This window comes from Paraburkholderia caledonica NBRC 102488, assembly GCF_000685095.1.
Classification (GTDB): domain Bacteria; phylum Pseudomonadota; class Gammaproteobacteria; order Burkholderiales; family Burkholderiaceae; genus Paraburkholderia; species Paraburkholderia caledonica.
In genome coordinates, this window is the sequence record NZ_BAYE01000002.1 from 78,271 (window position 1) to 91,523 (window position 13,253).

A 13,253-nucleotide genomic window follows, 5' to 3' on the forward strand; every position below is an offset into this window, starting at 1 on the left:
CGTTCTCGCGGCGTCGTTCAGCGCAGGCCGATGGTCGTGTTCACGCCGTCGTTGACCGTGTCGTCGTCGAACCAGCGCGCGGTGACGGTCTTGGTTTGCGTGTAGAACTGCACGACCTGCTTGCCATAGGGTCCGAGGTCGCCGAGCTTCGAGCCGCGCGAACCCGTAAAGCTGAAGAACGGCACGGGAACCGGAATCGGAATGTTGATGCCGACCTGGCCCACGTCGATTTCGCTCTGGAACTTGCGCGCCGCCGCGCCGCTCTGCGTGAAGAGGCCGACGCCATTGCCGAACGGATTGCGGTTGACGAGCGCGATTGCGTCGTCGAGCGTCGCCGCGTTCAGCACGAGCAGGACCGGCCCGAAAATCTCCGTGCGATAGATCTCCATCTCCGTGCTGACGTCCGAGAAAATCGTCGGGCCAATGAAATTGCCTTGCTCATAACCGGGCACCGTCACGCCGCGGCCGTCGAGTGCGAGCGTAGCGCCTTCTTTCACACCGGCTTCGATCAAGCCGAGAATGCGCTCTTTCGCCGCGCGCGAGACAACGGGGCCGATATCGGTGTTCGGCTCGTTACCCGCGTTCACCTTCAGCGTCTTCGCCTTGGCGACGATGTCCGGCAGCCATTGCTGCGCGGCGCCCACCAGCACCACGACCGAAGTCGCCATGCAGCGCTGCCCAGCCGCGCCAAAGCCCGCACCCGCAAGCGCGTTCAAGGTCTGCTCGCGGTTTGCGTCGGGCAGCACGACGGCATGATTCTTTGCGCCCATCATCGATTGCACGCGTTTGCCGTGCTCGCTGCCGAGGCGGTACACATGTGTGCCGACCGCCGTCGAGCCAACGAACGAGACCGCTTTTACCAGTTCATGCGTGCAGAGTGCATCGACCACGTCCTTGCCGCCGTGCACCACGTTCAGCACGCCTTTCGGCACGCCCGCCTCCAGCGCGAGTTCGACCAGCTGCATTGTCGACATGGGATCCTGCTCAGAAGGCTTCAGCACGAACGTATTGCCGCATACGATCGCCATCGGGAACATCCATAGCGGGATCATCGCGGGGAAGTTGAACGGCGTGATGCCGGCGCACACGCCGAGCGGCTGGCGCAGCGTGTAGGTGTCGACTCCACCGGCGACGTTCTCCGCGAATTCGCCTTGTTGCAAGGTGCCGATAGAACAGGCATGTTCGACCACTTCGAGTCCGCGGAAGATGTCGCCTTCTGCATCGGGAATCGTTTTGCCCTGCTCCGCGCTCAGCGTCTTCGCGATGCGCGGCATGTGTTCGCGGATCAACGCCTGGTACTTGAGCATGATGCGCATGCGCGCGCCGATCGGCGTGTCCTTCCACGTTGTGAACGCGGCATGCGCCGAGCGGATGGCTTCGTCGACTTCACCGGCGGTAGCGAACGGCACGCGCGCCAGCACCTGTTGCGTCGCCGGGTTGACGACGTCGCGCCATTCGGTCGTCCTGGATTCGACGAACTCGCCGTTGATCAGCAGCTTGACGGTATTCGAAGCAATTGCGCTCATGCTGAAACTCCTGTGCGTTGGCCGCGTGACGGCCGGACAGTGACTGGAAACAGAAAATGTTCGGTAACGCTCTGCGCGACTCAGCGCAGGTCCGGGAAATCTTCTTCCCAGTATTCGTCCGGCAAGCGCGCCGGTTCCGCCTGGCGCTCCATTTCACGGCGCCGCAACTCGACGCGGCGAATCTTTCCGGAGATGGTCTTCGGCAACTCGCTGAATTGCAGACGGCGAATACGCTTATACGGTGCGAGTTTTTCGCGCGAGAACGCGAACACGGCGCGCGCGAGCTCGGGCCCCGCCTGATAGCCGTGGCGCACCGTGACGAATGCCTTGGGCACCGACAGGCGCAGCGCATCGGCGCTCGGCACAACAGCCGCCTCGCCGATGGCCTCGTGTTCGATCAGTACGCTTTCGAGTTCGAACGGGCTGAGCCGGTAATCGGACGATTTGAAGACGTCGTCTGCACGACCGACATACACGTAGTAGCCGTCCTCGCGGCGCAGCGCCACGTCTGACGTGCGGTAAAAGCCGTTGCGCATCGCCTGGGCAGTCGCTTTCTCGCTGTTCGCATAGCCTGTCATCAGACCGAGGGGCCGCTGCTTGCCATCGGGTCCAATCGGCAACGCGATCTCGCCTTCGGTCACGGGCTGATCGTCGGCGTCGAGCAGCTCGATTCTGTAGCCCGGCAGCGGACGGCCCATCGAACCGGCAACGACCGGTTGCCCCGGCGAATTGCCGATCTGGCAAGTGGTCTCGGTCTGCCCGAAACCGTCGCGAATCGTAATGCCCCAAGCGTGCTTCACGCGCTCGATGATCTCCGGATTCAACGGCTCGCCCGCGCCGACGATCTCGCGCAGCTTCACCGGATAATCGGTAAGGTGCTCCTGCACGAGCATGCGCCACACAGTGGGCGGCGCGCACACCGTGGTGACGTTGAAGCGCACCAGCACATCCAGCGTGTCTTTCGGCACGAAGCGCGCAAAGTTGAAAACGAATACACAGGCCTGCGCATTCCACGGCGCGAAGAAGCAGCTCCAAGCGTGCTTGGCCCAGCCAGGGGAACTGATATTCCAATGGATGTCGCCCGGTTGCAGACCGATCCAGTACATCGTCGACAGGTGGCCAACTGGATAGCTTTGATGCGTATGCTCCACGAGCTTCGGCTTGGAGGTCGTGCCGGACGTGAAGTAAAGCAGCAGCGGATCGGTGGCGCGCGTCACGCCGTCGGGCGTGAATTGCGGCGATGCGTCATATGCCGCCGCAAGATCGGTCCAGCCGTCGCGCGGTGTGCCCACTGAAAGACGCGTCAACGGCACGTCGAGCGAATCGAACTTGGATAGCTCTGCGCTGTCGACCAACACGAAGTTCGCGCCGCCGATCTGCACGCGGTCGCGCACGTCGTCGGCGGAAAGCTGGGTCGTGGCCGGCAGGACGATCGCGCCGAGCTTCATCGCGGCGAGCATCACGTCCCACAGTTCGACGCGATTGGGCAGCATCAGCAGCACGCGGTCACCGCGTTTCACCCCGACGCTGCGCAGGAAGTTCGCCATGCGCGCGGAGCGCTCCGACATTTGCGCATACGAGAGACGCAGCCCTTCGCTGGCCGGGTCGTCGACGATCCACAACGCGGTGTTGTGGTTGTCGCGTGCGATGACGTCGAAGTAGTCTAGCGCCCAATTGAACTGGTCCAACGCGGGCCATGCGAATTCGCGGTAAGCGCGCTCGTAATCGGTTCGATGGCGCAATAACAGGTCACGCGCGTCGAAAAAGGCTTTCGCTGCAGTCATGGTCGTCTCCTGATGGGCGCGGTATGAATCCGCGTTTGCTCGGGTTTAATTTTTGTCCGCAAGCTATTTTGCACTCAAACGCCGTTCGCGCAGCGTTCAAACGTGACGCGCGATCACCATGCGCTGCACTTCGCTGGTGCCTTCATAAATCTGCGTGATGCGGGCGTCGCGGTAGTGGCGCTCCACCGCGTAATCCTCCAGATAGCCATAGCCGCCGTGAATCTGGATCGCGTCCGAGCAGACCTCTTCTGCGACCTCGGACGCGAACAGTTTCGCCTGCGATGCCTCCGACAAGCACGGCTCGCCCGCCGAGCGCAGGCGCGCCGCGTGGTGCACGAGCAGACGCGCGGCGTTCAGGCGCGTGGCCATGTCGGCAAGCATGTTCGCGATGGTCTGGTGGTCTTTCAGCGCCTTGCCGAATTGCATGCGCTCGCTCGCATAGGCCCGCGCGGCGTCGAACGCGGCTCGTGCAATACCCACGGCCTGCGCGGCGATACCGATGCGCCCGCCTTCGAGATTCGACAGCGCGATGCGCAAGCCCTCGCCCGGTTCGCCGAGCAGATTCGCTTGCGGCACCGCGCAGTCGTCGAGGGAAATCGGACACGTGTCGGAGGCGCGAATGCCGAGCTTGTGTTCGGGCTTGCCGACGTTGAAACCCGGCGTATCCGTCGGCACGATGAACGCGGACAGGCCACGCTTGCCGCGGTCGGGGTCCGTGACCGCGAATACGATCGCGATGTCGGCTCGCGCGCCGTTGGTCACGAACTGCTTGCTGCCGTTGAGTATCCATTTGTCGTCGCGTAGAACCGCACGCGAGCGCAGATTGTTCGCTTCGGAGCCCGCCTGCGGCTCGGTCAGGCAGAACGCGCCGATGCGCCGTCCGGTCGCAAGGTCGTGCAAATAGCGGTCTTTTTGCGCGTCGCTGCCGAAGTTCAGGATCGGCCCACAGCCGACCGAGTTATGCACGCTCATCAGCGTCGCACACGCGGCGCAGCCCGCGGCGATTTCCTCCAGGGCGAGCGCGTAGGCCACGTAGTCGGTGTACGAGCCGCCCCACTGCGACGGCACGATCATGCCGAGAAAGCCTAGATCGCCCATTTGCCTGACCACGTCCGCCGGCAGTTGCGCGTCGCGATCCCATTGGGCAGCGTTCGGCGCGAGGCGCTCGGTCGCGAAGTCGCGCGCGGCGTCGCGGATCATGCGTTGTTCTTCGGTGTAGAAGCTGTCCATGGGTCCGAGTCCTTTGCTTGCGTTCGAGGCCAAGTGTAGGCAAGCCGCCCGCCGGCTTCGATGCTCAGCCCGATCATTGTGTGTGAGCGCGTTTGCCATACTGGTACGATGCAGTATTGCTCACGCGGCCACTCTCTCGTCCCATGTCGAGTCACCATAGGGAAAACGTTGAGCGCGATTGCCACTCTGCCACGCTTGCGAACAAACGCCGATGAAGACCGATAAAGGCACGATCTCCGTGAGTCTCGTCGAGGAAACACTCGCGCTTGCCAGGGCCCGCGGTTTCGACGCGCTCCCGCTCGCCGAAGCCGCGGGCATCGCTGCGCCCATGCTGGCATCGCCGAAAAGCCGCGTGTCGTCCGCGCAATACGGCGCGCTGTGGGCGGGCATAGCACGCGCGCTCGACGACGAGTTCTTCGGTCAGGACTCGCATCGCATGAAATGCGGCAGCTTCATCGCGATGACGCAGACGGCGCTCACGGCGCGCAACGGCGCGCAGGCGCTGGCGCGAGCGGTCGGCTTTATGCGGCTCGTGCTGGACGACCTGGGCGCGTGCATCGAGACGGACGCCCAGCGCGTGCGGCTGCGCTTCGTCGAACGCAAAGGCGCAAAGCCGCCGACAATGTTCGCTTACGCGACGTATTTCATCGTCGTCTACGGGCTCCTGTGCTGGCTCGTCGGACGCCGCATACCGTTGATCGAGGCGCGCTTTCGCTGCGCGGAGCCTCCCGCCGCGCACGAGTACCGGCTCATGTTCTGCGACGACATGGCATTCGGGCAACCGGAGTCGTACGTGGATCTCTCACCGGTGTTCGCCGAGCTACCCGTGATCCAGACGGCGAAGTCGGCCAAGCCGTTCCTGCGGGACGCGCCGGCAAGCTTCATCGTCAAGTACCGTAATCCCGGCTCGTTCGCCGCGCGCGTTCGCAAGACGCTGCGCGCGCTGCCCATGATGAACTGGCCCGCGGCTGACCAGATGGCCGCGCGCCTGCACGTCGCCGAGGCGACGATGCGGCGGCGGCTGAAACAGGAGGGTCATACCTATCAGTCGATCAAGGACGACCTGCGGCGCGACATTGCAATCGGCGAACTGCAGCAATCCGGGCGCACGATCGCGGACATCGCCGCCTCGGTAGGCTTCGCCGAGCCCAGCGCATTTCATCGCGCATTCCGCAAATGGACAGGCATGCGGCCCACCGACTACCGGCCAGTGCGTGCGGAGTTCACGCGGCGCGCGGAATCGGACTAAGCTGTAAGCAGCAGGCCAGTCTTACTGGAGTGTCGGCCCGCGCCGGTCGATACCCGTCGACGGCGCGCGGCGCCCTTAGCGATGAGCACGTATCCGCGTCGCCCGTTCCGGCAATCCGGCGCGCATCGGCCGTTTATCCACGGCGGTGTTGTGCGCCGGCTCATGCGCGGCATGACCGCGCGAGGGATGCTTTTGACGTTCGTATTCGGGGGCGCGGTTGCGTTCGTATGCGGCTTGCTGTTCGCGTCGTGCGAATACCCGTTGGCGCCCGCGGCCCAGGCGGCGCCAGTCACTACACAGGCCGCCACCGGGCATGCGTCCAATAGCGTCGTTGTGATTCCTGTGAGCGGCGCGATCGGTCCGGCAAGCGCCGACTTCATCGTGCGCAGCCTGCAGCGCGCCGCCGACGATCACGCCCAGCTCGCGGTGCTGCAACTGGATACGCCGGGCGGGCTCGATACGTCCATGCGGCAGATCATCAAGGCAATACTCGGCTCGCCGGTTCCGGTCGCGACGTTCATCGCCCCGAGCGGCGCGCGGGCGGCGAGCGCTGGCACCTACATCGTCTATGCGAGCCACATTGCGGCGATGGCGCCGGGCACCAATCTCGGTGCGGCGACGCCGATCCAGATGGGCATTGGCGGCGCGGAGCCGCCAGGCCGCGAAAAGCCGGGCTTGCCCGGTTTGCCCGGCACGGACGACCGGGAGCCGAAGGCGCCGGCCGGTTCAGCGGGCGCTGCTTCTGGGGCTGCATCCGCCGGCGCTTCCGGCAACGCTTCGCGCGGCGCGGCGAGTGACGCCGCTACCAGCGCCGCAAGCGCGCTCCCGCTCGACACTCAATCGACAGAATTGCGCAAGCAGGTCCACGACGCGGCTGCCTACATCCGCGGCCTCGCGCAAATGCGCGGGCGCAACGCCGATTGGGCCGAACGCGCGGTGCGCGAAGCGGTGAGCCTGAGCGCAAGCGACGCGCTGGCGCAACATGTCGTGGATCTGAACGCGCGCGATGTGCCTGACCTGCTGCGCCAGCTCAATGGCCGCACGGTCACGACGAGCACGGGCAACGTCAAGCTCGCGACAGCCCAAGCCCCCGTCGTGATGCTCGAAGCCGACTGGCGCAGCCATTTCCTCGCGGTGATCACCGATCCGAACGTCGCGCTGATGTTGCTGATGCTGGGCATGTACGGCCTCTTCTTCGAGTTTGCCAATCCTGGCTTCGTGCTGCCGGGCGTAGTCGGCGCAATCAGCTTGCTGATCGGCCTGTTTGCCATGCAGATGCTGCCGATCAGCTACGTCGGCCTCGGTTTGATCTTTCTCGGCATTGCGTTTCTGATCGGCGAGGCGTTCCTGCCGACGTTCGGTTCGCTTGGCTTCGGCGGCATTGTCGCGTTCGTGATCGGCGCGTTGATGCTGATGGACACCGATGTGCCCGGTTACGGCATCCCGTTGCCGATGATTGCCGCCGTCGTCGTATTCAGCGTGCTGTTCGTGCTGGGCGTGTCGAGGCTCGCGCTGCGCGCGCGGCGCAGGCCGGTCGTGACCGGTTCGGAAGGGTTGATCGGCAGCGTGGGCGTGGTGCTCGAAGGCGGTCTGCCCGCCGGCGCCGCCGCGGCCAACGGCATGCTGGGCGGCTGGGCGCAGGTCAAAGGCGAGCGCTGGCAGGTGTCGAGCGCTGTTCCCGTCGCGGCGGGCCAGGCGGTGCGCGTTACCGCGCGCAACGGGCTCACGCTAACGGTTGTGCCCGTGGCGCCAGTCGAGGGCATGGTGGAGCAAAGGGTGGGACCAGAGTAAGCGCTGAAGCGCCAACTCTGGTCGACCGCTTTGCATGGGACCAGAGTAAGCGCTGAAGCGCCAACTCTGGTCGACCGCTTTGCATGGGACCAGAGTAAGCGCTGAAGCGCCAACTCTGGTCGACAGGAGACAATTCATGATTGGGTTTACTTTTGGTTTCACCAGCATCCTGATCCTGATGGCGGCCGCGCTCATCGCTTCGTCAATCAGGATCTTTCGCGAGTACGAACGCGGCGTCGTGTTCATGCTCGGGCGCTTCTGGAAGGTCAAGGGGCCGGGGCTCGTGCTCATCATTCCGGTCGTCCAGCAGGTTGTGCGCATGGATCTACGCACCGTCGTATTCGACGTGCCACCGCAGGATGTCATCACGCGCGACAACGTCTCGGTGAAGGTCAACGCCGTCGTGTACTTCCGCGTCGTCGATCCGGAAAAAGCCGTGATCCAGGTGGCGCGCTATTTCGAGGCGACCAGCCAGCTATCGCAAACAACGCTACGCGCAGTGCTCGGCAAACATGAACTCGATGAACTGCTCGCGGACCGCGAGCAACTGAACGCCGACATCCAGAAAGTGCTCGACACGCAGACCGATGCGTGGGGCATCAAGGTCGCGATCGTCGAAATCAAACATGTCGACATCAACGAAACCATGATCCGCGCGATTGCCCGTCAAGCCGAAGCGGAGCGCGAACGGCGCGCCAAGGTGATTCACGCGGAAGGCGAGTTGCAGGCCTCGCAGCATCTGCTGCAAGCAGCGCAGACGCTCGCGCGCGAGCCGCAGGCGATGCAGTTGCGCTATCTGCAAACCCTCACGACGATCGCCGCCGACAAGAACTCGACAATCGTATTCCCGTTACCGGTCGATCTGCTGAACGCGGTGGTCGAGCGTCTCACCAGACCGCCGTCACCTTGATCCCGGACACCGCTTTCGCTCGCCGGATGAAACGGTGCATTGCCTCGCAACGCCTTATTCCGGATACCTGCGAAATTTAAAATGTTTGAATCGTCTATCACCGCTCCCAGGGAGCCTGTCATGAAAGTGTTCTTTCGATTTGTACTCGGCGCGCTATTGGCCGCTGCCAGCATGAGCGCCGCGTTTGCGCAGTCGTCAACACGGCCTTACGACCCCTCCGCGCCGAAGACGCGCGCCGAGGTCAAGGCCGATCTGGTCGAGTGGCTCGCCGCCGGCTACGACCCGCTCGACTGGATCAGTTACCCGTACAACGCGCAGCGCGCCGCGCGCATCGTCGCCGAACGGCGCGCGCAGCAACCGGCGCCGAGCGTCACGCAATAAGCGTCTTGCTGCCGAACGGCAGGCTGCACTGTCCGCGCCCGCGATTGCAACGGTCGCGAGCGCTGGCGGCTCGAACGCGGTCTGCCGCTTTTCGTTTGACTCCGGCTTCGGCCATCTCGGCGCGACATCGTAAATTCGCTTGCGGCTGCGACGGGGGCGCTGGCAAGGTATCATCTCGCCCCTACGACGAGAGACCCGCCATATGGATTCCATAAAACGCTACTTTGGCCTCGACGCGGCCGGCACAAACCTGCGCACGGAAGTGCTGGCCGGCCTGACGACTTTTCTGACCATGGCTTACATCATCTTCGTCAACCCGGCAATTCTGGGCGACGCGGGGATGCCGAAAGACGCCGTGTTCGTTGCGACCTGTCTGGTCGCGGCGCTGGCCTCGCTGATCATGGGCCTTTATGCGAACTACCCAATAGCGCTCGCACCCGGCATGGGCCTGAACGCGTACTTCGCGTACACCGTGGTCAAGGGCATGGGTTTCACGTGGCAAGCCGCGCTCGGCGCAGTATTCATTTCCGGTTGCCTGTTCCTCGTGGTCACGCTGTTTCGCGTGCGCGAAGTGATCGTCACCGGCATTCCGCACTCCATACGCATTGCCATTACCGGCGGCATCGGCCTCTTTCTCGCGATCATTTCGCTGAAGACGGCGGGCGTGGTGGTCGGCAATCCGGCCACGCTCGTCACGCTCGGCGATCTGCATAACCCGCATGTGGTGCTCGCGGTCATCGGCTTCTTTGCCATCGTCACGCTCGACTATCTGCGCGTGCGCGGCGCAATTCTGATCGGCATTGTCGGCGTGACGGTGCTGAGCTTTTTCTTTGGCGGCAACCAGTTTCACGGCATCGTCTCGGCGCCGCCGTCAATTTCGCCGACACTCTTTCAGCTCGACATTCGCGGCGCATTGTCTACGGGTGTGCTGAACGTGATTCTGGTGTTCTTCCTCGTCGAACTGTTCGATGCAACCGGCACGCTAATGGGCGTGGCCAATCGCGCGGGCTTGCTGGTGGAAGGCAAGATGCACCGCCTGAACCGCGCGCTGCTCGCTGACAGCACTGCCATTCTGGCCGGCTCGATGCTGGGCACATCGTCCACCACTGCTTACATCGAGAGCGCGTCGGGCGTCCAGGCAGGCGGGCGCACCGGCATCACCGCCATTACCGTGGCCGTGCTGTTCCTCGCGGCGCTCTTTTTCGCGCCGCTCGCGGGCGTGGTGCCCGGTTACGCGACGGCGCCAGCGCTGCTCTATGTGTCGTGCCTGATGCTGCGCGAAATGCTCGACCTGCCGTGGGACGACGCAACCGAAGTCGTACCGGCCGCGCTCACCGCATTGCTGATGCCGTTCACCTATTCCATCGCCAATGGCGTCGCGTTCGGTTTCATCTCGTATGCGGGGCTGAAGCTGCTCACGGGCCGCGCGCGTCAGGTGAAGCTGGTGGTGTGGATCATCGCCGCGATTTTTCTGTTCCGCTATTTCTATCTCGGCAGCGAGTAAGCTCACACCGGGCCCGGCGTGCCGCTCGCCTCAGCCACGCCAGTTCGCTTCATAAAAGCGCACATAGCCGCTTCGCAGCACGACGCACTGCGCGCTCGTTTCCGACAGGAGACGCCGCGTGGCTGCTTCGATCCGCTCACGGTGCGTGTCGAAAGCGCCCACCATGTCTTCGAGACGCGGTGAGGCGGCGCCAAAATGATCTTCCAGCGCTTCCGCAGTGATCATGCACTCGACCCTCTGCCCATCGACCAGCGCCGGAAACGCCAGGGTGAGTTCGCGACCTGAATATTCAGGACTTTCGTTCGGGAAAAGGATCTGCATGGGAGTCACCTGGAAGTTGGGCACTGCGCATGATTCGCATGGGTAATGCGCACGCCGGTTGCAGCTGGTCGCGCCTTCAGCTTTTTCCTCCTTGTCTAATGCTGGCGACGCGGGCTCGTCATCCGTTGCATGCGGACGCAGTTCGCGCCCCGCGAGGATGATTTGATTCACTTTAGACGAGTTCGCGCGCGGCGCAAGTTTTCATTTTTGTTTGCGTGATCGCGGTGCGGCGCGCGCACAGATTGTGCACGGTGCGTCGTGCCGCCGCGGTATTTTCCCTGCCGCGCACAACCGTTGACGTCCTGTACTATCGGTGTTGGGCCGCAAGCGCGCATGCTGCGCTGCGGCATCGAAAGGCTGGCAATGTACCCGCCTGTCCGATTACCGGAGACATGCCTTGACCCATCGCACTGCAACGCCGCCCACCGTGGGTCGGCCCGACGTCATCGCGCAAGCTCACGCGCGCTCGGTCGAACTCGGGTTGCGCGCATCGGAAACGCCGGATTTTCATCCGCTGAACCGGCTTGCACTGCGCGAACTGGTGGATCGCAATCAGTCGCTTTATACGCACGCATTGCCGGTCATGGAAACGCTGCACGCGCAGATTGTCGATACGCAAAGCATGGTGCTGCTTACCGACAGCCGCGGCGTGATCCTGCACAGTCTCGGCGACAGCGACTTCGTCGAGAAGGCGAACCGTGTCGCGCTCTGTCCGGGTGTGTCGTGGGCGGAGGCCGATCGCGGCACGAATGCTATCGGCACTGCGCTCGTCGACGCGCAGCCGACCGTCGTTCACGCAGATGAACACTTTCTGCACGCTAACCGTATTCTCACCTGTTCTTGCGCGCCAATTGTGGATCCGTTCGGGCACACCATCGGCGCACTCGACGTCAGCGGCGACACGCGCGGCTTTCACAAACACACGCTCGCGCTCGTGCGCATGTCCGCGCAGATGATCGAGAATCATCTGTTCTCCAATCAATTCGCCGATGCGGTCCGCGTGCACTTCCACGCGCGCGCCGAATTCATCGGTACGCTCTTCGAAGGACTTGCCGCGTTCGGCGCGGACGGTACATTCCTCTCGGCAAACAGGAGCGCGCTGTTCCAGTTCGGCCAGCCGCTCGCCGCTTTGCAGAGACAACCGTTCCACGCGCTTTTCGGCGTCCCATTCGCCCACTTGCTGCAGCAGATCGCTCGCGCGCCCGGCGAGAATACCGTGCTCACGTTGCCGAGCGGCGTGCGGGTCGTCGCGCGCGGCGAATATTCCGCGCAGCGTTATGTGACGCCGTCAATCGGCGAGACGCAAGGGTCGCGCAGCGTTGCGTCGAAAAGTGCGCGTGGTGTGCCGCATACCGCCGATCCGGCGCCGCTCGCTACGCTTGAAACGCTCGACACCGGCGACGCGAAAGTGGCCGCGATTCTGGCCCGCGTGGCCAAGGTTCGCGGCCGCGACATTCCGATCCTGATCCTCGGGAAAACAGGCACCGGCAAGGAGTGGCTCGCGCGCGCGATCCATCACGATTCACCGCGGCGCGCGGCGCCGTTCGTCGCGTTGAATTGCGCATCGCTGCCCGATACGTTGATCGAAGCGGAATTGTTCGGCTATGAGGACGGCGCGTTCACCGGCGCTAAAAAGCGGGGCAGCGTCGGCAAGATCGTGCAGGCCGACGGCGGGACGCTGTTTCTCGACGAAATCGGCGATATGCCTCTCGCCCAGCAAGTGCGGCTGATGCGCGTGCTGCAGGAACGCACGGTGCTGCCGCTCGGCGGTACTCGCGCGATTCCGGTGGACCTGCGGATCGTGTGCGCGACGCACCGCAATCTGCGCGCAATGATCGCCGAAGGCACCTTCCGCGAAGATCTGTACTACCGGATCAATGGACTCGTAGTGACCTTGCCCGCACTGGGCGAGCGCACGGATCTCGCCGCGCTGGTCGAGCGGATGCTCGAACTCCAGCCCGAGGCCGACGGCTTGCCGCGCCGCGTTTCTGCGGCGGTTCTCGAGCGCTTCATGCAATGCCGCTGGCCCGGCAATCTGCGGCAACTGGCAAATGTACTGCGCACCGCAAGCATCATGGCAGAGGGCACGGATAAGATCGAGCTCGACGATCTACCCGAAGACTTTCTGCACGATTGCGACGATGCGGCGGCCGACGACAACGCGCCGTCAACTGTCGAGGCCGTCGATGATGGGACAGGCGATGCAGGTAGCGGGCATACGCCTCAGCCTTCGCGAATGGACGACTGGCAAGCCGCGCTGATCGCGCAGACGTTGGCGCGCCTCGACGGCAACGTGTCGGCCGCGGCACGAGAACTGGGGCTCGCGCGCAATACGGTGTACCGGTATTTGCGGCGCGGTGGGGCGGCTCATTAGGTGTTGTTGCTGCGGTGTTGTTGGTAAGTGCTTTCGCTGCGACTGTGTCACCTCGTGCCACCAGCCGCGTGCTGCTAGCCGAGTGCTCGCCTCATTCACCACCGCACTGCGGTCGGCAACCGCGTGGCGGCCGGTTCACGGCGCCGCCCGCCTATTGGCCCCGCGCATTATCCATCCGCCGTG

General features: G+C 63.9%; 10 protein-coding genes. 6 read left to right on the forward strand and 4 right to left on the reverse strand.

The features are described from left to right. Positions 1-17: 17 nt before the first annotated feature. From BCA01S_RS04175 to BCA01S_RS04185, 3 genes are all read right to left on the reverse strand, one after another. The gene (locus tag BCA01S_RS04175; RefSeq protein ID WP_027775831.1) at positions 18-1,526 is read right to left on the reverse strand and encodes a CoA-acylating methylmalonate-semialdehyde dehydrogenase; all 1,509 of its coding nucleotides are present in this window, start codon (positions 1,524-1,526) and stop codon (positions 18-20) included. 80 nt (positions 1,527-1,606) lie between these two features. Beyond that, complete coding sequence (locus tag BCA01S_RS04180; RefSeq protein ID WP_027775832.1) at positions 1,607-3,310, reverse strand: AMP-binding protein; 1,704 nt, start codon at positions 3,308-3,310, stop codon at positions 1,607-1,609. A 96-nt stretch (positions 3,311-3,406) separates the two neighbouring features. Further along, complete coding sequence (locus BCA01S_RS04185) at positions 3,407-4,540, reverse strand: acyl-CoA dehydrogenase family protein (protein WP_027775833.1); 1,134 nt, start codon at positions 4,538-4,540, stop codon at positions 3,407-3,409. Positions 4,541-4,751: 211 nt separating this feature from the next. On the opposite strand from BCA01S_RS04185, the gene BCA01S_RS04190 reads away from it, so the two are divergent. From BCA01S_RS04190 to BCA01S_RS04210, 5 genes are all read left to right on the forward strand, one after another. Beyond that, a complete protein-coding gene (locus BCA01S_RS04190; RefSeq protein WP_027775834.1) occupies positions 4,752-5,789 on the forward strand; it encodes an AraC family transcriptional regulator in 1,038 nt (345 codons plus the stop codon). Positions 5,790-5,870: 81 nt separating this feature from the next. Further along, positions 5,871-7,580: an NfeD family protein gene (locus BCA01S_RS04195; RefSeq protein WP_027775835.1), complete on the forward strand. Its 1,710-nt coding sequence runs from the start codon at positions 5,871-5,873 to the stop codon at positions 7,578-7,580. 136 nt (positions 7,581-7,716) lie between these two features. Then, positions 7,717-8,490: a slipin family protein gene (locus BCA01S_RS04200; RefSeq protein WP_027775836.1), complete on the forward strand. Its 774-nt coding sequence runs from the start codon at positions 7,717-7,719 to the stop codon at positions 8,488-8,490. Between the two features lie 120 nt (positions 8,491-8,610). Next, positions 8,611-8,871: a DUF4148 domain-containing protein gene (locus BCA01S_RS04205; RefSeq protein ID WP_027775837.1), complete on the forward strand. Its 261-nt coding sequence runs from the start codon at positions 8,611-8,613 to the stop codon at positions 8,869-8,871. A 202-nt stretch (positions 8,872-9,073) separates the two neighbouring features. Next, complete coding sequence (locus BCA01S_RS04210; RefSeq protein WP_027775838.1) at positions 9,074-10,375, forward strand: NCS2 family permease; 1,302 nt, start codon at positions 9,074-9,076, stop codon at positions 10,373-10,375. A gap of 30 nt (positions 10,376-10,405) precedes the next feature. On the opposite strand, the gene BCA01S_RS04215 is transcribed toward BCA01S_RS04210, so the two are convergent. Beyond that, entirely contained in the window at positions 10,406-10,696 is a 291-nt protein-coding gene (locus BCA01S_RS04215; protein ID WP_027775839.1) for a DUF1488 family protein, read from the reverse strand. 397 nt (positions 10,697-11,093) lie between these two features. Here BCA01S_RS04215 and BCA01S_RS04225 point away from each other — a divergent pair, with 397 nt between their 5' ends. After that, the gene (locus BCA01S_RS04225; RefSeq protein WP_027775840.1) at positions 11,094-13,070 is read left to right on the forward strand and encodes a sigma-54-dependent Fis family transcriptional regulator; all 1,977 of its coding nucleotides are present in this window, start codon (positions 11,094-11,096) and stop codon (positions 13,068-13,070) included. The last annotated feature ends 183 nt before the right edge of the window (positions 13,071-13,253 follow it).

Excerpts from the sequence above, each read along its gene's own strand:
- BCA01S_RS04180 (WP_027775832.1), bottom strand. The coding sequence starts at position 3,310 with ATGACTGCAGCGAAAGCCTTTTTCGACGCGCGTGACCTGTTATTGCGC.
- BCA01S_RS04205 (WP_027775837.1), top strand. The coding sequence starts at position 8,611 with ATGAAAGTGTTCTTTCGATTTGTACTCGGCGCGCTATTGGCCGCTGCC.
- BCA01S_RS04210 (WP_027775838.1), top strand. The coding sequence starts at position 9,074 with ATGGATTCCATAAAACGCTACTTTGGCCTCGACGCGGCCGGCACAAAC.
- BCA01S_RS04185 (WP_027775833.1), bottom strand. The coding sequence starts at position 4,540 with ATGGACAGCTTCTACACCGAAGAACAACGCATGATCCGCGACGCCGCG.
- BCA01S_RS04175 (WP_027775831.1), bottom strand. The coding sequence starts at position 1,526 with ATGAGCGCAATTGCTTCGAATACCGTCAAGCTGCTGATCAACGGCGAG.
- BCA01S_RS04190 (WP_027775834.1), top strand. The coding sequence starts at position 4,752 with ATGAAGACCGATAAAGGCACGATCTCCGTGAGTCTCGTCGAGGAAACA.
- BCA01S_RS04200 (WP_027775836.1), top strand. The coding sequence starts at position 7,717 with ATGATTGGGTTTACTTTTGGTTTCACCAGCATCCTGATCCTGATGGCG.
- BCA01S_RS04195 (WP_027775835.1), top strand. The coding sequence starts at position 5,871 with ATGAGCACGTATCCGCGTCGCCCGTTCCGGCAATCCGGCGCGCATCGG.
- BCA01S_RS04215 (WP_027775839.1), bottom strand. The coding sequence starts at position 10,696 with ATGCAGATCCTTTTCCCGAACGAAAGTCCTGAATATTCAGGTCGCGAA.